General features: G+C 41.1%; 21 protein-coding genes and 1 other RNA gene. 19 read left to right on the top strand and 3 right to left on the bottom strand.

Annotated features, from left to right (window positions below; all coding sequences use genetic code 11):
• Positions 1-194: 194 nt before the first annotated feature.
• The 4 genes from NSQ70_RS15545 to NSQ70_RS15530 are packed head-to-tail and all read left to right on the top strand — an operon-like array spanning position 195 to position 3,652.
• Positions 195-1,343, top strand: a complete 1,149-nt coding sequence (locus tag NSQ70_RS15545; RefSeq protein WP_056702777.1) for a betaine/proline/choline family ABC transporter ATP-binding protein — start codon at positions 195-197, stop codon at positions 1,341-1,343.
• Between the two features lie 13 nt (positions 1,344-1,356).
• Positions 1,357-2,010, top strand: a complete 654-nt coding sequence (locus tag NSQ70_RS15540; protein WP_024719832.1) for an ABC transporter permease — start codon at positions 1,357-1,359, stop codon at positions 2,008-2,010.
• A 13-nt stretch (positions 2,011-2,023) separates the two neighbouring features.
• Entirely contained in the window at positions 2,024-2,941 is a 918-nt protein-coding gene (locus NSQ70_RS15535) for an osmoprotectant ABC transporter substrate-binding protein (RefSeq protein ID WP_058336933.1), read from the top strand.
• A gap of 21 nt (positions 2,942-2,962) precedes the next feature.
• Positions 2,963-3,652, top strand: a complete 690-nt coding sequence (locus NSQ70_RS15530; protein WP_008347676.1) for an ABC transporter permease — start codon at positions 2,963-2,965, stop codon at positions 3,650-3,652.
• Between the two features lie 81 nt (positions 3,653-3,733).
• On the opposite strand, the gene NSQ70_RS15525 is transcribed toward NSQ70_RS15530, so the two are convergent.
• The 3 genes from NSQ70_RS15525 to NSQ70_RS15515 form a co-directional block, all read right to left on the bottom strand.
• Positions 3,734-4,054, bottom strand: a complete 321-nt coding sequence (locus tag NSQ70_RS15525; protein WP_007500199.1) for a helix-turn-helix domain-containing protein — start codon at positions 4,052-4,054, stop codon at positions 3,734-3,736.
• A gap of 82 nt (positions 4,055-4,136) precedes the next feature.
• The gene (locus NSQ70_RS15520; protein WP_024719831.1) at positions 4,137-4,538 is read right to left on the bottom strand and encodes a transcriptional regulator; all 402 of its coding nucleotides are present in this window, start codon (positions 4,536-4,538) and stop codon (positions 4,137-4,139) included.
• Positions 4,539-4,668: 130 nt separating this feature from the next.
• Positions 4,669-5,073 (bottom strand): helix-turn-helix transcriptional regulator, encoded by a 405-nt coding sequence (locus tag NSQ70_RS15515; protein ID WP_007500204.1) that lies wholly within the window; start codon positions 5,071-5,073, stop codon positions 4,669-4,671.
• A 154-nt stretch (positions 5,074-5,227) separates the two neighbouring features.
• Here NSQ70_RS15515 and NSQ70_RS15510 point away from each other — a divergent pair, with 154 nt between their 5' ends.
• The 15 genes from NSQ70_RS15510 to NSQ70_RS15440 all read left to right on the top strand — a co-directional run bounded on the left by NSQ70_RS15510 (position 5,228) and on the right by NSQ70_RS15440 (position 18,140).
• The gene (locus NSQ70_RS15510) at positions 5,228-5,461 is read left to right on the top strand and encodes a helix-turn-helix transcriptional regulator (RefSeq protein ID WP_008347669.1); all 234 of its coding nucleotides are present in this window, start codon (positions 5,228-5,230) and stop codon (positions 5,459-5,461) included.
• 37 nt (positions 5,462-5,498) lie between these two features.
• Positions 5,499-5,789 (top strand): AbrB/MazE/SpoVT family DNA-binding domain-containing protein, encoded by a 291-nt coding sequence (locus NSQ70_RS15505; protein WP_008347666.1) that lies wholly within the window; start codon positions 5,499-5,501, stop codon positions 5,787-5,789.
• A 186-nt stretch (positions 5,790-5,975) separates the two neighbouring features.
• Positions 5,976-6,209, top strand: coding sequence for a preprotein translocase subunit SecG (gene secG / locus NSQ70_RS15500; protein ID WP_003212746.1), 234 nt, complete (start codon positions 5,976-5,978; stop codon positions 6,207-6,209).
• 123 nt (positions 6,210-6,332) lie between these two features.
• Positions 6,333-7,079 carry a carboxylesterase gene (locus NSQ70_RS15495; protein WP_008347663.1) on the top strand — a complete coding sequence of 249 codons (747 nt, stop codon included), beginning with the start codon at positions 6,333-6,335 and terminating at the stop codon, positions 7,077-7,079.
• Between the two features lie 19 nt (positions 7,080-7,098).
• Positions 7,099-9,438 (top strand): ribonuclease R, encoded by a 2,340-nt coding sequence (gene rnr, locus NSQ70_RS15490; protein ID WP_047945683.1) that lies wholly within the window; start codon positions 7,099-7,101, stop codon positions 9,436-9,438.
• Positions 9,439-9,577: 139 nt separating this feature from the next.
• The gene (gene smpB, locus NSQ70_RS15485; protein ID WP_008347658.1) at positions 9,578-10,048 is read left to right on the top strand and encodes an SsrA-binding protein SmpB; all 471 of its coding nucleotides are present in this window, start codon (positions 9,578-9,580) and stop codon (positions 10,046-10,048) included.
• A 180-nt stretch (positions 10,049-10,228) separates the two neighbouring features.
• Positions 10,229-10,592: a transfer-messenger RNA gene (ssrA, locus tag NSQ70_RS15480) on the top strand.
• A 400-nt stretch (positions 10,593-10,992) separates the two neighbouring features.
• On the top strand, positions 10,993-11,490 hold the full coding sequence (locus NSQ70_RS15475) for a hypothetical protein (protein ID WP_256688717.1): 498 nt from the start codon (positions 10,993-10,995) through the stop codon (positions 11,488-11,490).
• A gap of 11 nt (positions 11,491-11,501) precedes the next feature.
• Positions 11,502-12,047: a hypothetical protein gene (locus NSQ70_RS15470; RefSeq protein WP_024719826.1), complete on the top strand. Its 546-nt coding sequence runs from the start codon at positions 11,502-11,504 to the stop codon at positions 12,045-12,047.
• Positions 12,048-12,424: 377 nt separating this feature from the next.
• Positions 12,425-14,023, top strand: coding sequence for a histidine kinase N-terminal 7TM domain-containing protein (locus tag NSQ70_RS15465; RefSeq protein WP_058336929.1), 1,599 nt, complete (start codon positions 12,425-12,427; stop codon positions 14,021-14,023).
• A 254-nt stretch (positions 14,024-14,277) separates the two neighbouring features.
• Positions 14,278-14,733 (top strand): DUF6376 family protein, encoded by a 456-nt coding sequence (locus NSQ70_RS15460; protein ID WP_342502259.1) that lies wholly within the window; start codon positions 14,278-14,280, stop codon positions 14,731-14,733.
• A gap of 97 nt (positions 14,734-14,830) precedes the next feature.
• Positions 14,831-15,136, top strand: a complete 306-nt coding sequence (locus NSQ70_RS15455; RefSeq protein WP_017359234.1) for a metal-sensing transcriptional repressor — start codon at positions 14,831-14,833, stop codon at positions 15,134-15,136.
• 83 nt (positions 15,137-15,219) lie between these two features.
• Positions 15,220-15,426, top strand: a complete 207-nt coding sequence (gene copZ, locus NSQ70_RS15450; protein WP_096881859.1) for a copper chaperone CopZ — start codon at positions 15,220-15,222, stop codon at positions 15,424-15,426.
• Positions 15,427-15,510: 84 nt separating this feature from the next.
• On the top strand, positions 15,511-17,946 hold the full coding sequence (locus NSQ70_RS15445; RefSeq protein ID WP_342502258.1) for a heavy metal translocating P-type ATPase: 2,436 nt from the start codon (positions 15,511-15,513) through the stop codon (positions 17,944-17,946).
• A complete protein-coding gene (locus NSQ70_RS15440) occupies positions 17,943-18,140 on the top strand; it encodes a hypothetical protein (RefSeq protein ID WP_017359236.1) in 198 nt (65 codons plus the stop codon). Before NSQ70_RS15445 ends, NSQ70_RS15440 begins: the two co-directional genes overlap by 4 nt.
• The last annotated feature ends 93 nt before the right edge of the window (positions 18,141-18,233 follow it).

Raw genomic sequence — 18,233 nt, 5'->3', positions numbered from 1 at the left:
AATATTGAGTATTTGCTCGTAAGTTGGAGGAAAAAGGAGGGATCGGTACATATCAGGCCGTTAACTGAAAATTTTAAATAAATCTTATGCAATACAAACACATTGTAAACTTTTTATTTTATAAAGTTTGCACTATAATAAATAAGGTGTAAATTTTCTGAAAATATATATCCGACTAATTGGAGGTGTCTCATTTGCTGAAACTAGAGAATGTATCTAAGACGTATAAAGGCGGAAAAAAAGCTGTCAAAAATATTGATTTAGAAATAGCAAAAGGAGAATTTATTTGTTTTATTGGACCGAGTGGCTGTGGTAAAACGACAACCATGAAGATGATTAACCGACTGATTGAACCTTCCTCAGGAAACATATTCATCGAGGGAGAAAACATTATGAAAAAAGATCCAGTCCAATTAAGAAGAGAAATTGGTTATGTGATTCAGCAAATTGGACTTTTCCCTCATATGACCATCGCACAAAACATTTCCCTTGTGCCGAAGCTGCTGAAGTGGCCGGAAGAAAAACGAAAAGAACGAGCGCGTGAATTGCTCAAACTCGTCGACATGGGGCCGGAATACTTAGAGCGTTACCCTCATGAACTCAGTGGAGGACAGCAGCAGCGTATCGGCGTTCTTCGCGCACTCGCAGCAGAACCCCCTTTAATCCTGATGGATGAACCATTTGGAGCACTTGACCCAATTACAAGAGATTCATTGCAGGAAGAATTTAAGAAACTGCAAAAAACGTTAAATAAAACAATCGTTTTCGTCACACATGACATGGATGAAGCGATTAAACTTGCAGACCGCATTGTCATTTTAAAAGATGGAGAGATTGTCCAAGTGGGCACGCCAGATGATATTTTACGTAACCCTGTGAACGAATTCGTAGAAGAATTCATCGGGAAAGAACGTCTACTTCAGTCAAACCCGAATATGGAACGTGTGGAACAAATGATGAACACGTCCCCAGTCACAATTACCGTCGAAAAAACATTGACAGATGCCATCTTTATTATGAGAGAAAAGCGGGTTGATTCCCTGCTTGTCGTTGATGAAAATCATGTGCTGAAAGGCTATATCGACATTGAAACCATCGATGCAAACCGCAGAAAAGCAGCCTTCGTTGGTGATATTTTAAATACAGAATTTTATACAGTACAAGAAGGTGCACTTCTTAGAGATACTGTCCGAAAGATCTTAATACGCGGCATTAAATATGTACCGGTTGTCGACGCAACAGGGCACTTAAAAGGCATCGTCACACGTGCAAGTCTTGTAGATGTCGTATATGACTCTATTTGGGGAGAAGATACCCCGGAGGCTGTCACTGAAATGAACTAAGGGAGGTGTACACATGGATCAAATCATCGATTTTCTTGAGAAAAATGGTGGGGAACTCCTCACAAAAATGTGGGAGCATTTATACATTTCTTTAATTGCCGTTGTGTTAGGCATTATCGTGGCCGTTCCTTTAGGCGTCATTCTTACACGAATGAAAAGAGGCGCCGGTTTTGTCATCGGCATCGTGAATATCTTTCAAACACTCCCTAGTTTAGCGATTCTTGCATTTTTTATTCCTATTTTGGGAGTTGGAAAAATACCTGCGATCGTTGCGCTATTTTTCTATTCCGTTTTGCCTATTTTAAGAAATACGTATGCCGGTGTTCAAGGTGTGAACAAAAACTTGCTTGAATCTGGAAAAGGAATTGGCATGACGACATGGGAACAAATTCGTCTTGTTGAACTGCCGCTTGCTGTTCCGGTCATTATGGCAGGTGTCAGAACCTCAACGATTTATTTAATTGGGTGGACAACACTTGCTGCTTTTATCGGTGGAGGCGGTCTTGGTGACTACATTTTAATTGGGCTTCAGCTTTACCAGCCGGAATACATTATTGCGGGTGCAATCCCTGTCACTATTTTAGCGGTCATCATTGACCTTACATTGATGAAGCTTGAGAAAAAAGTAACACCAGAAGGCTTAAAAGGATTGAAGGAAGTTTCATAAGGAGTTGGCTCATGTGAAGAATCGAAAAACAAAATGGATCAGTGCACTGCTTGCCGGATGCTTGCTATTCATAAGTGGCTGTTCACTTCCTGGACTAGCCGGCTCTTCAGGGAGCACGCTGCGAATCGGTGCACAAAACTTTACAGAATCAGAAATTATGGCCTATATGGTGGGAGACATCATTGAGCATTACACAGATAAAAAGACAACCATTGTGAAGAATTTAGGCTCAAATACGGTGCAGCAAAAAGCAATGGAAAACGGTGATGTCGACATTTCAGCAACACGATATACAGGCACGGATTTAACAAGTACGCTAGGAATGGATGCAGAAAAAGATCCAAAGCGTGCAATGGAAATCGTCCAGAAAGAATTCAAAAAACGCTATGATTACAAATGGTTTGATTCCTATGGGTTTGATAATACGTATGCCTTTGCTGTGACGCAGAAGATGGCGAAGGAAAACAACCTAGAAACAGTCTCTGATTTAAAAACGAATGCCAAAAATTATCGCTTCGGTGTGGATAATATTTGGCTGAAAAAGAAAGGTGACGGTTACGAAGGGTTTGTGAAAACATACGGAATTGAATTTGGAAGCACTTTTCCGATGCAGATCGGTCTAGTCTATGACGCATTGAAAAATGAAAAAATGGATATTGTGCTTGCCTATTCAACAGATGGCCGGATCAAAGCGTATAATCTCAAAATCTTAAAAGATGATAAACGATTCTTCCCACCATACGATGCATCACCAGTTGTCCCTGAGAAAGTATTAAAAGAAAATCCAGGACTGGACAAGGTGATCAACAGGTTGATTGGAAAAATCGATACCGAACAAATGCAAGAGCTCAATTATCAAGTCGATGGAGAACTAAAAGAACCAGCGACTGTTGCGAGAGATTTTCTAAAGAAACACAATTACTTTGAGTAAGATTGGGAGGTGTCAGAGCTGATGGACACACTGCAGCAATTATGGGCGTATTATCAACAGAACGGTTCATATGTGTTAGAAGAATTTTACCGGCATTTCCTCATGTCAGCGTATGGGGTATTGTTTGCGGCAATTGTCGGAATACCAGTCGGCATCTTTGTGGCGCATTACCGCAAACTGAGCAATTGGGTGTTCGCGATAACCAATGTCATTCAAACCATTCCAGCGTTAGCGATGCTTTCTGTGCTGATGCTTGTATTAGGACTTGGTGCAAATACAGTCATCTTATCACTCTTTTTATATTCGCTTCTGCCGATTATCCGTAACACATACACAGGTATTGTCAGCATTGAGCATGCCTATTTAGAATCGGGGAAAGCGATGGGAATGACGAAATGGCAAGTGCTGAGAATGGTTGAATTACCGCTTGCTTTATCTGTCATTATGGCTGGTTTAAGAACCGCACTTGTGATCGCAATCGGTATTACAGCGATTGGGACATTTGTTGGTGCTGGAGGACTTGGTGATATTATCATCAGAGGATCAAACGCGACAAACGGAACAGCCATTATTTTAGCAGGTGCTATTCCAACTGCGCTCATGGCCATTATTGCCGACCTTGTCATGGGCTGGCTTGAACGCTATTTAAGCCCAACCAACAAGAAAAAAGAAAGCAAGGCATTAGCTGAAAAAAACATGACGTCCGCATAAATGCTTGAAAAGACAAAACCTCCTCTACATCTGTAGGGGAGGTTTTTTTATCATGATTAGGCGGCTCACATCAGGAGATATTTATGATTCAAGTGTGATCCATTCAGAGGACCACTTCGCAATTTCCTCAAAAACGGGTGCAAGTGAGCGCCCCATATCAGTTAATGAATACTCAATACGCACGGGTGTTTCAGCAAAAACCTCCCGTTTTACAATGCCTGCTGCTTCCAGCTCTTTTAATCTCTCAGATAAAACCCTTCCGCTTAAATTGGTCAGAGCTGCTTCGATTTCACTAAAGCGCTGCGAACCTGAGAGAAGCTGAAAAACAATCAGTGCCACCCAGCGTTTACTTAATAACTCAACTGCTTTTTCAAACCGTGGGCACATATCAGATTGATTCATCTTTCTTCACTCCAATCTGAACCCATTATACCGTAATTCTGTCAAAAATCGGCGCAAAAAGCTTGTCAATGATCAAAACATTTTACGATGACGAACGGCTGTTTAGTAGAAATAACAAATAGCGGTTTAAATCCTCTATTTCATGTTTAGAAAGGGTGGACCATATGTCCCCATTAAATATTTCAAGATCATCAAGTTCATAGTGCTCTGCTGCTTCTTTTATTTGGGTAAAAGCCGTTTCTTCTTCCTTTATGACATAGGCAGAAGAAGCTTCTTCAATATATCCTGCAGCCTGCATCATGTCCTCATAAGGTACTTTTAATGCACCTGCTAGTTTTTTAATTGTAGGAGGTTTCGGAATGCCACGTTTCCCGTTTTCAATCCGAGAAATACCAGCAGCGCTGACCTCTGAATACATCGCTAATTGGTTCACCGATAGTTTCCTTTTCTCACGTAATGCTCTTAAATATGCACCGAAGTTCATCAACTCAAAACCTCACATGGTTAAAGATTAGTTATCTCTAGTGTACTCGATTTGTTGACTATTGGCAATAAGTGTACCATGAAAATATTGACATTAGTTAATGGTGGATGTATCTTATGTTTATGCCCCGCTATTTGTTCGCCTTTTTTTGGTTAATGAGTGTGAGAAAGTATTGATTCAGCTGGCTGATGTCTTGTGCGGTGAGTGTTTCCCATTGGTCTCCATCGAAAATAGGGAGATGTTCTACATCCTTTTGAAGCGCCGTTTGATAGATTTTTAATATGGATTCATATTTCGGTTTCATTTCATGCACTTTTTCCTGTTCAATATAACCGGCAAGCAGCATTAAATCCTCATAAGGCACCTTCAAAGCGCGTGCTAATTTTTTTATGGTTAAAGGCTTTGGCACACCACGCTTTCCATTCTCAATCCGAGAAATACCGGCAGCGCTTACGCCTGAATACATGGCGAGTTGATTGACAGACATCTTTCTATTCTCTCTTAAAATGCGTAATTGTTCACCAAAGTGATTCATGTCATCGAACCTCACATTTCAGTATATGACTTATTTTAGTATGATCATTGACCAAAGGAAATAGAAAGGGCGTAAAAGTGTTGACATAAGTTAATGAATCCAGGAGATGTGAGAGTCCTACATGTTGTACATATTGATCCTATAGGAGGTTGTAATGATGGTCGAAAAGATTCAGATCAGGCGGGCTTTTGTGATGCAGTATATGATCGAAAACGATATGTCTTTAAATCAGCTCGCAGATGAAATTGGCATCTCTCCTGCCACACTCAGCAGGGTATTGAATGGTCACCGGAAGCCAGGACAGCTTGTCATTGGCAAAATGATTCATTACTTTGATAAAAAATTTGAAGATTTATTTTACTATGAAGATGTTGACAAAAGTCAATAAATGAAATCATTGTATGATCATTAAGGAGGCGGCTTCATTGAAAAGAACTGGAATGGTAAGACACATCGATTCGCTTGGCAGAATTGTTCTGCCTTCAGAAATGCGAAAGGTACTCAATATAAAAGAAGAGCAGCTGTTAGAAATTTTCATCGAAGATCAAACCATTATGCTGAAAAAATATGATGCAGATAAGAGCTGCTTATTAACTGGCCAAATAACGAAATACAACAAAAGCTATGGAAATGGTAACGTCGTGCTGAGTCCTGAAGGAGCTGAACGGTTGTTAGTAGAATTAAAACAGCTCTTAAAAGAAGAAGCAACTCGCTAAAAACGCTTTTTAACCTCAAAAATTGCATATAAAAATGCTGCATACAATCCATTGGAGCGAAATTGAATCAAAATGACAAATAAAGTCGACAATATATAGGAAATCTTTATTTTGATGTTTCGTGACATGCACCTTGTTTTCATGTAAAATAAAGTTATGTGTACCAGTTTGTCTGGAGGTGTTTTCATGCACGCATTTGTTATCACATTACTCGTAATTGTCAGTATCGCACTTATCATCGTTGTATTATTACAATCAAGTAAAAGTGCAGGACTGTCAGGCGCTATTTCAGGTGGAGCCGAGCAGCTTTTCGGTAAGCAAAAAGCGAGAGGTCTTGACTTGATTCTTCACCGATTAACTGTCATTTTGTCAGTGCTTTTCTTCATCTTAACACTTGCATTGGCATATTTAGGCGTGTAGGCGCGAGTAACAGAAGGTCTGATCTTTTTTCAGACCTTTTTTTATTATCAGCACTCTTTTGTGTTTGTTTCATACATACAAGTGGAAAATATAAACCATATCAGAAGGAAAGGAAGTCACATCATGAAAGTTGTTACACCAAAACCATTTACGTTTAAAGGTGGAGAAAAGGCGGTGCTTCTTCTTCACGGTTTTACTGGGAATACAGCCGATGTTCGTATGCTTGGACGCTATTTAAATGAAAGAGGCTATACATGCCATGCACCTCAATACAAAGGACACGGTGTACCTCCAGAGGAGCTTGTTCATACAGGTCCTACAGATTGGTGGAAAGATGTAGAAGAAGGCTATCAATTTTTAAAAGACGAAGGTTATGAGGAAATTGCAGTCTGCGGACTATCCCTCGGAGGAGTTTTTTCATTGAAATTAGGTTACACTGTACCTGTAAAGGGAATTGTACCTATGTGTGCACCTATGTACATAAAAAGTGAAGAAGTCATGTACCAGGGTGTACTAGATTATGCCCGTAACTATAAAAAATTCGAGGGTAAGTCAGAGGATCAAATTGAGCAAGAGATGGAAGAGTTCAAGAAAACACCAATGGGTACACTCAAGGCTCTTCAAGAACTCATTGCAGATGTCAGAAACAATGTTGACATGATTTATTCACCTACTTTTGTTGTTCAGGCACGTCATGATCATATGATTAATACAGACAGTGCAAACATTATTTATAACGAAGTAGAGACTGATGAAAAACATTTAAAGTGGTATGAAGAATCGGGCCATGTTATCACGCTTGATAAAGAGCGGGAGAAGGTTCATCAGGATGTATATGCATTCTTAGAATCACTCGATTGGTCGATTTAAATATATAGGGGGTTAGAGTGTGCAAAAAGAAGAATTTATGGATGAATTACTTGCGTTTATGCAAGAAGAGGCGTACAAACCATTAACGGTACAGGAATTAGAAGTCATGATGGAAATTACCAATCCAGATGATTATAAAGAGCTCGTCAAAGCACTTGTGATATTAGAGGATCAGGGACTGATCGTCCGTACCCGCAGCGACCGCTATGGTGTACCGGAAAAAATGAACTTGGTCAAAGGGAAGCTGTCTGCGCATGCAAAAGGATTTGCATTTGTGACACCAGAAGAGTTTGGACAGGATGATATTTTCATTCCGCCAAATGAGCTAGGCACAGCAATGAATGGCGACACCGTCATGGTTCGTGTCAGCCACAAATCAAATGGCACCAAAAAAGAAGGAACGGTCATCCGTATTCTGGAACGTAATACTCAGACGGTTGTCGGTACCTATACAGAAACGAAAAGCTTTGGTTTTGTCATTCCTGATGATAAAAAAATCACAAACGATATCTTCATTCCGAAATCCGCTAAAAACGGAGCGGTTGAAGGTCATAAAGTCGTTGTCACGCTGACAAGCTATCCAGAAGGAAGAATGAGCGCAGAGGGTGAAGTGACGGAAATTCTCGGTCACAAAAATGACCCTGGCATCGATATTTTATCGATTATTCATAAACACGGTCTACCAGGTGAGTTTCCGGAAGAAGCGCTCCAGCAGGCAGTAGACACACCTGAAACGATTGATGAAAAAGACTTAGAAGGCAGACGTGATCTGCGCAATGAAACGATCGTGACGATTGACGGTGCAGATGCAAAGGACTTAGATGATGCCGTAACCGTGCAAAAGCTCGATGATGGCAAATATAAGCTCGGCGTGCACATTGCAGACGTTTCTCATTATGTTACAGAGAATTCGCCGATTGATCAGGAAGCCTATGAGCGCGGAACGAGTGTGTATCTTGTCGACCGCGTTATTCCAATGATTCCTCATCGCTTGTCAAATGGCATTTGCTCATTGAATCCGAAGGTTGATCGTCTCACACTCTCTTGTGAAATGATCATTGATCGAAGTGGGAAAGTCGTCAAACACGAAATTTTCCAAAGTGTGATCAAAACGACGGAAAGAATGACCTATTCCGATGTGAATAAGATTTTAGTTGACCAAGATGAAGAGCTTTTAGACAAATACGAGCCGTTAGTGCCAATGTTCCAAGAGATGGAGAAGCTTGCAGAAATTCTGCGTGACAAGCGAATGGAGCGCGGAGCAGTAGACTTTGACTTCAAGGAAGCAAAAGTACTTGTAGATGATGAAGGCGCAGCAAAAGACGTTGTCGTTCGCGAGCGTTCCGTCGCCGAGAAATTAATTGAAGAATTCATGCTTGTGGCAAACGAAACAGTTGCCGAGCATTTCCACTGGATGAATGTTCCGTTCATTTACCGAATTCACGAAGAACCAAATCCTGAGAAGCTTCAGCGCTTTTTAGAGTTCGTGACGACGTTTGGTTACATTGTGAAAGGGACGTCAACGAATATTCACCCGCGTGCTCTTCAAAGTGTACTTGATGCCGTCCGTGATCAGCCGGAAGAAGTCGTGATTCAAACTGTGATGCTTCGCTCAATGAAACAGGCGAAGTATGATCCAGAAAGCATTGGCCATTTTGGATTATCAACGGAATTCTATACACACTTCACATCACCGATCCGCCGTTACCCGGATTTAATCGTGCATAGGCTGATCAGAACCTATTTAATAGAGAAAAAGACAGACGAAGCGACCCTTGAAAAATGGGGTCAATTGCTGCCAGAAATCGCTGATCATGCATCTACAATGGAGCGCCGCTCTGTTGATGCTGAGCGCGAAACAGATGACCTGAAAAAGGCAGAGTATATGCTTGATAAAATCGGTGAAGAGTTTGATGGTATGATTAGTTCCGTCACGAATTTCGGACTATTCGTTGAACTGCCGAATACGATAGAAGGTCTTGTCCATGTGAGCTACATGACAGACGATTACTATCGTTTTGATGAACAGCACTTTGCCATGATCGGTGAACGTACAGGGAATGTCTACCGTATCGGTGACGAAATCACTGTCAAAGTGGTGAGTGTGAATAAAGATGAGCATTCCATTGATTTTGAAATCGTCGGGATGAAAGGCACTCGCCGTAAATCACCAAAAGACTTCAAGTTCAAAAAACGGACAGATCCACCAGCCAAAAAAGGACGCGGAGGTCAAAAGGCCTCTGGGGAAAAAGGCAAAGAGGATAAAGGCGGCGACTGGTTTACAGGTCGTAAAAAGAAGAAAAAGAAAAAACGCGTTTTTGATAACGCACCGAAACAAAAGCGCAAAAAGAAAAAGTAACGTGACAAAAAGCAAATAGGGCATCACGCTCTATTTGCTTTTTGACCACGTGGCAGCAGCATTGTCGAAAGCTGGATTGTTTGATAAAATAATCCGTACGATTTGGACCGTGTCTGTGTCAAAAGGAGGGTGTACGCCAATGCCAAAGGGAGAGGGAAAGGTTGTTTCCCAAAACAAAAAAGCCAATCATGATTATTTTATAGAAGAAACATACGAAGCCGGCCTTGTATTACAAGGAACTGAAATCAAATCCATTCGAGCAGGGAAAGTGAATTTAAAAGATTCCTTTGCCAAAATCGAACGAGGAGAAGTGTTTCTTCACAATATGCACGTGAGCCCATACGAGCAGGGGAACCGTTATAACCATGATCCGCTCAGAACGAGAAAGCTGCTGCTCCACCGCAAACAAATCAGTAAATTGATTGGTGCGACAAAGGAAGAAGGCTACTCACTTGTTCCCATTAAACTCTATTTGAAAAATGGCTTTGCCAAAGTGCTCATTGGAGTCGGTAAAGGGAAGAAGAAATACGATAAACGTGAAGATCTGAAGAAAAAAGATGCGAAACGTGAAATCGAGCGTGCTTTCCGTGACCGGCAAAAGCAATTCTAGACGCATGCAGATGGCTTGCTGAGAGCGGAAGCATTATGCTACAATATGTTATGCAGTAAACAATCATCGTCGTTTTTTACAGAAACCACCAGTTGTTTCGAGCGATGAGATTGTTATAATAGTCATATACGGAAGCAGTTAAGCTAAAGAACGTTTCCATCCCGTATATCCCTTTTACAAGGGGACGTTACGGATTCGACAGGGATGGTTCGAGCTTAGGCTGCGAGCCGAGAGGCGATCTCGTTAACACGCACCTAAATGTAACTGGCAAAACTAAAAGTTTTAACCAAAACTTAGCACTAGCTGCCTAATAAGCGCAGCGAGCTCTTCCTGACATCGCCTATGTGTCTGTGAGGAGCCCAATGAAGTAGGCTACGCTTACGTTTTCGTCTGAGGACGTAAGAAGAGATCCATCAGACTAGCTCTCCAAGCGCCCGTCAGCAGGCATGAGGATGAGTGAACACGTAAATATGTTGACTACGCTCGTAGACGCTTAAGTAATCGATGTCTCTGGACGTGGGTTCGACTCCCACCGTCTCCATCAAAACTTTTAGAATGCAGTCGTATCAAGGGTTTTAAAAGCTCTTGGTGCGGGTCTGGTATCATGAAAATCTAATTACTCAAAAAAAAAAGACGCTATGAATAGCGTCTTTTTTTATGTTTTTATTTAATAATAGTTGTTTGTTTAAAAAACATAGGATATCTTCCAATATAGTATTTTTATGTTATAAAAATTGAATTAATTTCTAAACAAACATCTTCATTTAGCCGATGATGAAATGTAGGGATATTTAACCATTACTATATTCTTACGAAAATTTATTTAATTAAATGAAGAAGATAGAACAAATTGTTCAATGTAAAAGCAGAAAATTGCGAACAAACTCGGTATTTGGAAAAATCTCAACAAAAATGTTGAAAGTAAACTAGGAGGATAAGTACTTATGAAATCAGGAAATAAAAAATCGATATTGGCAGTAATTATGATGTCAGTCATGCTTTTAGCATTTGGTGCAGCATGCGGTGACACAAAAGCCTCAGAAAAAGAATACGCTGATTGGTACGAATCAAATCGAAGCGATCTTGAAGATGCTATGCTTACATACGCAAAGCGTATGATGGAGGCTGACCCTACCGACGACCAATGGGCTAAAAACGTTAAAAAATCACTAGATGTTCTGCAAAAAGTTGTCGATGACGTAAAAGCGAAAAAGAACGCACCTGCTGCTTACAAAAAAGCACATGAGCATTTGGTCAAAGCAAGCGAAGGGTATCAATACTTAATTGATGAAACACCTAAAACGATTAAGACAATCGATGAAAATACGGTAGATGGACTCAATGTGATTGAGCACAGACTTGATAAAGCCCTTGAAGAAACGAAGAAAGCAGACGACGAAGTTGAAAAAGTAGCAAGCGATTCAAAAAACGATAAGAAATGAGGAAACAGACCTTGAAAACAAACAAAAAGTCGATCATTGCAACAATCCTTTTAGTATTCGTATTAGCGCTAACAGCAGCGTGTGGTAAAACAGAAACAACATCAGAATTAAGTCGTAAAGAAGCGAATGCTGCGTCAAAACCAAAAGAAACAAAAGCCGAGCAAGAAGCCTATGTTGATTGGTATGACGCACATATGGATGCCCTTGAAGATGAAATCATCGTTTATGAAGACCTTTTAAGAAATTCCGTGGCGGGGGATAAAGTATGGATGTCAAAAGTTGATAAATCTATTGCAAGAGCGCAAAAAATAATCAATAAAGCACAGAAAAAAGAAGCCGTTCCAGCAACATTTAAGACGGCTCATAAGCACACACTCCGTGCCGGAAAGGAATATCAATTCATTGTTGATAATACAGATGAAATGCTGTCTGAATATGATCCCGAACTCAAACTCATGCAAGAGGTAGTGAACACGATTGATGAAGTACATGCTGAAATTGAAAATGCAGACAACGAAGTCGATCGTCTTGTAGATGAAAAACAACTAAAACAATAAAAATGAGTTGCTAGCATGAATGCAATCAACCCAATAGCTATTGATGCAGAACACAGCGGTTATGCTGCTGTGTTTTTTTATAGTTTTTTAGTGAAGATACCTTTAATCTAGAATCTATTGAGAAAGCGCTGTAAATCGATTTGTCCTAATAGATGAAACTTATGAAAACGATTAGACATTGATATTTCTCCTATCACAATATGCTTCTCCAAGTGAAGCATAAAAAATAGTGAAAAGGATAAGGCCTCATGAACAGAAAACATTCGAAACTTTCCAAAAAACCGCCAACCAAATCAAAATCACATCTTCCCATTTGAGACGTCCTCATATATAGTAAGATTAGACTAGTTCTAAATAACTGAAATTGGGGCGTTTACATGGATTCGATTGTTTTACATTTTATTGTGATCATGAGTGTTTCTGGCATTCTGTCCGTAATATTATCAATCATTGCTCATGCAAATCGCCATCGGTATATTGGCTGTCAATTGTTTATGTATATGTCTGGAGCAACTGCGATTTATATTTTTGGACATACATTTGAATTATTGGCGCGCACCCCTCAAGAAATTACATTCTGGGTTAGTTTTCAATACATAGGTCTTCCGTTTATTGCACCGTTCAGCCTGATGATTGTGCTGCAGTTTACTGGTTTCCATCAATATGTAACAAAGCGCCGCGTGCTTCTCTTCTTGTTGATTCCAATTTTAACCACCATTCTGGTGTTCACCAACTCTTTTCATTCACTCTTTTACCGAAGCATCACGATGAATACAGTAGACGGGTTTTTATTAGCTGATTTTACCATTGGTTATTGGTATATCATTCATGGGGTCTATACATTTGGCTGTTCCATGCTCGCTATTTTTATGCTGCTTTGGTTTTTACGTGTGAAGAAAGAATATTTGAAACAGGTTCTGATCTTGCTCGTTGGAATATTATTGCCGATCACGACCTCTTTTATCTATTTATTAGGTGTCACGCCTTTTCACATTGACCCAGTACCAGTGGTGATGTTTTTAACCAACGCACTCTACTTATGGGCGATTATGTCTTTTCATCTCTTTAAGCTCTCTCCCATTGCGATGGAGCGTGTGTTTGAACATATGTCAGAAGGTGTTCTTCTATTGGATCGATACCGAACACTGATTGATTATAACCCTGCGGCTGCATTGATCATTCCTGTGCTCGCTAAAAAGGGAATCGGCTATAAAATCGATGATATATTCTCAGGGATCATCAAAGAGCCAGCGTTTATACAGTGGCTGCGTTCTCCGCAGGATCATTCACAGTATGATTTAATGTGGGAAAAAGAGCAGCCCTTCTATTATCATCTCACTGCTTCTTCTCTTTTTAATAGAAGAGGCGAAGTCGAGGGCAGGCAAATTGTGATCAGCGATGTTACGGAGCAGCGACTATTGCAGGAAGAGCTGGAGCGCCGAGCATATATTGATGGTTTGACGAATATCTTCAATCGGTCTTCCTTTATTGAACGAACGCAGATGTTATTGGAAGAGGATGCGCAGGATACTGCGATATTGCTATTTGATATTGATTTCTTTAAACAAATCAATGATACGCATGGACATCATATTGGAGACGAGGCGTTGCGTCATGTTGTGTCCATTTGTCAGCAGCATTTGAAGATGGATGATTTATTTGGCCGATATGGTGGAGAAGAGTTCGCCATTTGTCTACCACATCATTCATTTGAAGAGGCATGTCATATTGCGGAACAGATGAGACATTCATTTGAAGTGAGTTTCTTTCAGACAGATGAGAAAAAAGTAAGAGTGACAGCAAGCTTTGGCGTCGCCCATACAGCGAATGATCCCTCTATATTAGAAACGCTTCTATTTGAGGCAGATCAAGCCTTGTATATGTCAAAACGCCAAGGACGTAATCGGATTTATGCATCAACTGGTTCGGACTATATGCTATACCAAAAGCAGGATCTTCCGCCTGCTTCTCATTGACTGTTGTCCTTCATTTAGATATGATAAACATAACATTTGAACGGTTTCCTAAAGGGGAGTAGCTTTTACGGTTTGGTCGTCATTACAGAAACATCCGTTGTTTCTCGGCCATTCCGGCATGAACATGTTAGCCAGACCTTTGCCTATCACACATGAGGCAAAGGTCTGGCTTTTTTTAAGATCTTTTTGCATCTGTGTGGTTGGGAGCTGGACAAATGAGGGGTTTCAACATACAGATGAAAGGATGATGGATCTTGAAACAATATGTGATGGCGTTTCTATTTACCGGTACGTTTTTGTTAAGTGGATGTTCAGGACTGTTAGACCAAGTGAACGATACAACGACATATGTCACAGAGGCAAATGAGTATGTGACGGATATTCAGCAATTCACAGAGGATTTTCCACAGCTTGCGGAAGAAGCTGTACAAGATGCTGCCAAAAGAGCAGATTTGACGCAGCAACTGGAATCATTGAAAGCAGACATTCAAGAATTTAATGAACTCACAGCCCCATCAATAGCAGAAGACCTGCATGCACAAATCATAGAGAAAAATAAAGTGCTGTCAGAGGAGATTCAAACCTATTTACAGCAATTGAAAATGGACAACTTCGATGCTGTAGCTATTTTAGAGGATCAGCAAGGCCTCATGAAGCAGCTTCAGCAATCGGTCAGCCTTTTTCAAGATATTGAACAACTAACAAACTAGGATAAGCAAACGGTGATCACAGCATATCTTTGCCTTTTCAGGTGAAGATATGCTTTAATTGAATGTAACACAAGTATGATAGAAAAAAGGTGATCAGATGACAGAACATGAAGAAAGACATATCGCTTCGCCTAGAGCTGAGAAGGAAAAAGAGCAATTAATCAATCGCTTAAAACGAGTGGAAGGTCAAGTGCGAGGGATTCAGCAAATGATTGAAAACGATCGTTACTGCATAGATGTCGTGAATCAAATTTCTGCTGTCAATGCAGCTTTAAAAAAAGTGAGTCTTCAATTAATGGAAAAGCATACACATCACTGCGTAGCGGATGCCATTAAGAGCGGTAATGGGGATGAAGCCATTGAGGAGTTAATGAATGTCTTCACGAAGCTGACAAAATCGTAGCAAAAAGCGGATCATTTATGTTTACAATGATACCCTACTAGGGTATAGTAAAATTAGAAAATGATTGATGGAGGCGATGAGAAGTGGAACAAGCAACACTACAAGTGCAAGGCATGTCTTGCGGACATTGTGTGAAAGCAGTCGAAGGAAATGTAGGAGAATTAGCAGGTGTTGAATCTGTGAAAGTCCATTTAGATAAGGGTCAGGTGGAGGTTTCCTTTCACCAAGATCAAATCACGTTACACCAGATCTCTGATGTCATTGAAGAACAGGGATATGATGTCGTATAAAATGAGCATACGTGCTGCATAAGACAGCACGTATTTTTTTAAAAATAACAATACCCCCATGGAGTATGTGGAGAGGTGAGATAAATGAAAAAAGAAATTGATTTTCAAATGACGGGAATGACTTGCGCCGCCTGTGCAGGCCGCATTGAAAAGGGCTTGAACAGGTTGGAAGGTGTGGACGACGCCAGTGTGAATTTTGCGCTTGAAACATCCCACATTGTGTATGAAACAGAACAACTCACAGCAGAGGATCTAAAACAAAAAATTCAATCTCTTGGCTATGATGTGGTGATGGAGCAAGCCGAATTTGATATAGAGGGAATGACATGTGCGGCTTGTGCAAACCGAATTGAGAAAAAAGTCAACCGGATGGATGGTATTGATCAAGGATCAGTGAACTTTGCGCTTGAGTCACTTCAGGTGACATATCATCCAGGGAAAATATCTCCAAGTGACATAAAAGAGGCTGTGAAATCCATTGGGTATTCATTAATTGAACCAGTCGAAGAGCATGCAGAGGAAGGGAAAAAAGACCATCGCCAAGTAGCGATTGAGAAACAAACGGCACGCTTTTTGTTCTCGATGATTTTGTCATTGCCTCTTCTTTGGGCAATGGTTAGTCATTTTTCTTTCACATCGTTTATTTGGCTGCCAGAAGCGTTTATGAATCCATGGGTTCAGCTCGCATTAGCAGCGCCCGTCCAGTTCATTGTCGGCTGGCCTTTTTATGTAGGTGCTTATAAAGCGTTGAAAAATAAAAGTGCCAATATGGATGTCCTTGTGGCACTAGGGACATCGGCTGCTTTTTTCTATAGTTTATATGAAAGTATTCAGTCAGCGGTTCAAGGCACACATGAAGCGGCCCTCTATTATGAAACGAGTGCTGTGCTGATTACGTTGATTGTGCTCGGAAAGTTAATGGAAGCAAGAGCGAAAGGGAGATCATCAGAAGCGATTCAAAAACTGATGGGCTTACAAGCGAAAGAAGCTGTGATAGAGCGAGATGGGAAAGAAATGACCGTTCCTATTTCTGAAGTGAAAGTGAATGATCTTGTGTTCGTCAAGCCAGGTGAAAAAGTCCCGGTAGACGGAGAAATCATCGAAGGAACAACAGCGATCGACGAATCGATGATTACAGGAGAAAGTCTGCCGGTTGATAAAACCACAGGAGATACAGTCATCGGGGCAACCATCAATAAAAATGGATTTGTGAAAGTGAAAGCAACAAAAGTAGGAAAAGAAACGGCTCTTTCACAAATTATTCGAGTCGTCGAACAAGCGCAAGGCTCAAAAGCACCAATTCAAAGAATGGCAGATCAAATTTCAGGGATATTTGTCCCCATTGTTGTAGGATTGGCTGTGCTCACTTTTCTGATTTGGTATATCTTTGTTGATCCAGGAAATGTGACATCTGCACTTGAAACCTTTATAGCGGTCATCGTCATCGCATGTCCTTGTGCTCTTGGCCTTGCTACACCGACCTCTATTATGGCAGGCAGCGGCCGGGCAGCTGAATCAGGGATTCTGTTTAAAGGCGGAGAGCATTTAGAGATAACGCAATCACTAGATACAGTAGTGCTAGATAAAACAGGGACTGTGACAAAAGGGGAGCCGAGTCTTACAGATGTGATTGCGTCTGCCAATTGGACAGAAGATACGCTGCTTCAGTTAGCAGGATCGGCAGAACAGCAGTCAGAGCATCCACTTGCCAGAGCAATCACAGAAGGCATGAAGAACCGGGGTCTCCAAGCGGTCGAGGTAGAAGCCTTTCAAGCAGATCCTGGTCATGGAATTGAAGCAAGAGCTGCAGGACATGAGCTTTTGATTGGCACACGGAAACTCCTAAAGAAACATCATATCAGCTGCGAAGCACTAGAAGCAGTTGTGACTGAGCTTGAAGAACAAGGAAAAACGGCGATGCTCATCGCCATTGACGGCGAGCCAGCAGGTATTGTCGCCGTTGCTGATACAATCAAATCGTCTTCTTCTCAAGCGGTCGCTCGTCTCAAAGAGCAAGGGATTCACGTCGTGATGATGACAGGAGATAACAAACGCACAGCAGAAGCGATTGCGAGTGAGGCAGGCATAGATCATGTCATCGCTGAAGTTCTTCCAGAGGAAAAAGCGGCTCATATTGTAGCGCTTCAGAAACAAGGAAAAAAAGTGGCGATGGTTGGAGACGGCATCAATGATGCCCCTGCCCTTGCAACAGCAAATATCGGGATGGCTGTCGGAACAGGTACAGATGTTGCCATGGAAGCGGCAGATATTACGCTCATGACTGGAGATCTCCATGCCATTGCAGATGCACTTGAATTTAGCAGAAAAACGATGAGAAACATTAAACAGAATCTATTTTGGGCACTTGCTTACAATTGTATTGGCATACCAGTCGCCGCATTTGGGTTCCTGGCACCATGGCTTGCAGGAGCGGCAATGGCCTTTAGTTCTGTATCGGTTGTGCTGAACGCACTAAGATTACAGCGATTGAAACCTGTCAGAGAGGGTGTGGCAAAATGAAGCTGAATGTCAAATGGGTGTGGACGTTGAGTGCTGTGATTTATGTAGCCTTTGTACTGATAGGCTATGCGATTTATGTCGAACTTTCTCCTCTTCAAGAGCCGCCAGCTGATCATATGCAACATGAGACTTCATCAGAAGCGAAGTCCTCGCATTCGGTGTCAGTCCTGCACTTTGGTGCTCGCCCTTTCTAGACTTCAATGGATTTCTATCACAAAGAGCTAACATAAAGTTCATTTTAGCTCTTCTCAACAACCTGAGACTTCGCCAAAAGCGAAGTCTTTTTT

It is taken from the genome of Bacillus sp. FSL R5-0397 (genome assembly GCF_038593395.1).
Taxonomy (GTDB): Bacteria; Bacillota; Bacilli; order Bacillales; family Bacillaceae; genus Bacillus; species Bacillus altitudinis.
This window is presented reverse-complemented; position numbering and strand designations above follow the sequence as displayed.

Excerpts from the sequence above, each read along its gene's own strand:
- secG (WP_003212746.1), top strand. The coding sequence starts at position 5,976 with ATGCACGCATTTGTTATCACATTACTCGTAATTGTCAGTATCGCACTT.
- smpB (WP_008347658.1), top strand. The coding sequence starts at position 9,578 with ATGCCAAAGGGAGAGGGAAAGGTTGTTTCCCAAAACAAAAAAGCCAAT.
- NSQ70_RS15440 (WP_017359236.1), top strand. The coding sequence starts at position 17,943 with ATGAAGCTGAATGTCAAATGGGTGTGGACGTTGAGTGCTGTGATTTAT.
- NSQ70_RS15510 (WP_008347669.1), top strand. The coding sequence starts at position 5,228 with ATGATGGTCGAAAAGATTCAGATCAGGCGGGCTTTTGTGATGCAGTAT.
- NSQ70_RS15455 (WP_017359234.1), top strand. The coding sequence starts at position 14,831 with ATGACAGAACATGAAGAAAGACATATCGCTTCGCCTAGAGCTGAGAAG.
- NSQ70_RS15520 (WP_024719831.1), bottom strand. The coding sequence starts at position 4,538 with ATGAACTTCGGTGCATATTTAAGAGCATTACGTGAGAAAAGGAAACTA.
- NSQ70_RS15540 (WP_024719832.1), top strand. The coding sequence starts at position 1,357 with ATGGATCAAATCATCGATTTTCTTGAGAAAAATGGTGGGGAACTCCTC.
- NSQ70_RS15465 (WP_058336929.1), top strand. The coding sequence starts at position 12,425 with ATGGATTCGATTGTTTTACATTTTATTGTGATCATGAGTGTTTCTGGC.
- NSQ70_RS15515 (WP_007500204.1), bottom strand. The coding sequence starts at position 5,073 with ATGAATCACTTTGGTGAACAATTACGCATTTTAAGAGAGAATAGAAAG.
- NSQ70_RS15525 (WP_007500199.1), bottom strand. The coding sequence starts at position 4,054 with ATGAATCAATCTGATATGTGCCCACGGTTTGAAAAAGCAGTTGAGTTA.
- NSQ70_RS15495 (WP_008347663.1), top strand. The coding sequence starts at position 6,333 with ATGAAAGTTGTTACACCAAAACCATTTACGTTTAAAGGTGGAGAAAAG.
- NSQ70_RS15530 (WP_008347676.1), top strand. The coding sequence starts at position 2,963 with ATGGACACACTGCAGCAATTATGGGCGTATTATCAACAGAACGGTTCA.
- NSQ70_RS15445 (WP_342502258.1), top strand. The coding sequence starts at position 15,511 with ATGAAAAAAGAAATTGATTTTCAAATGACGGGAATGACTTGCGCCGCC.
- NSQ70_RS15475 (WP_256688717.1), top strand. The coding sequence starts at position 10,993 with ATGAAATCAGGAAATAAAAAATCGATATTGGCAGTAATTATGATGTCA.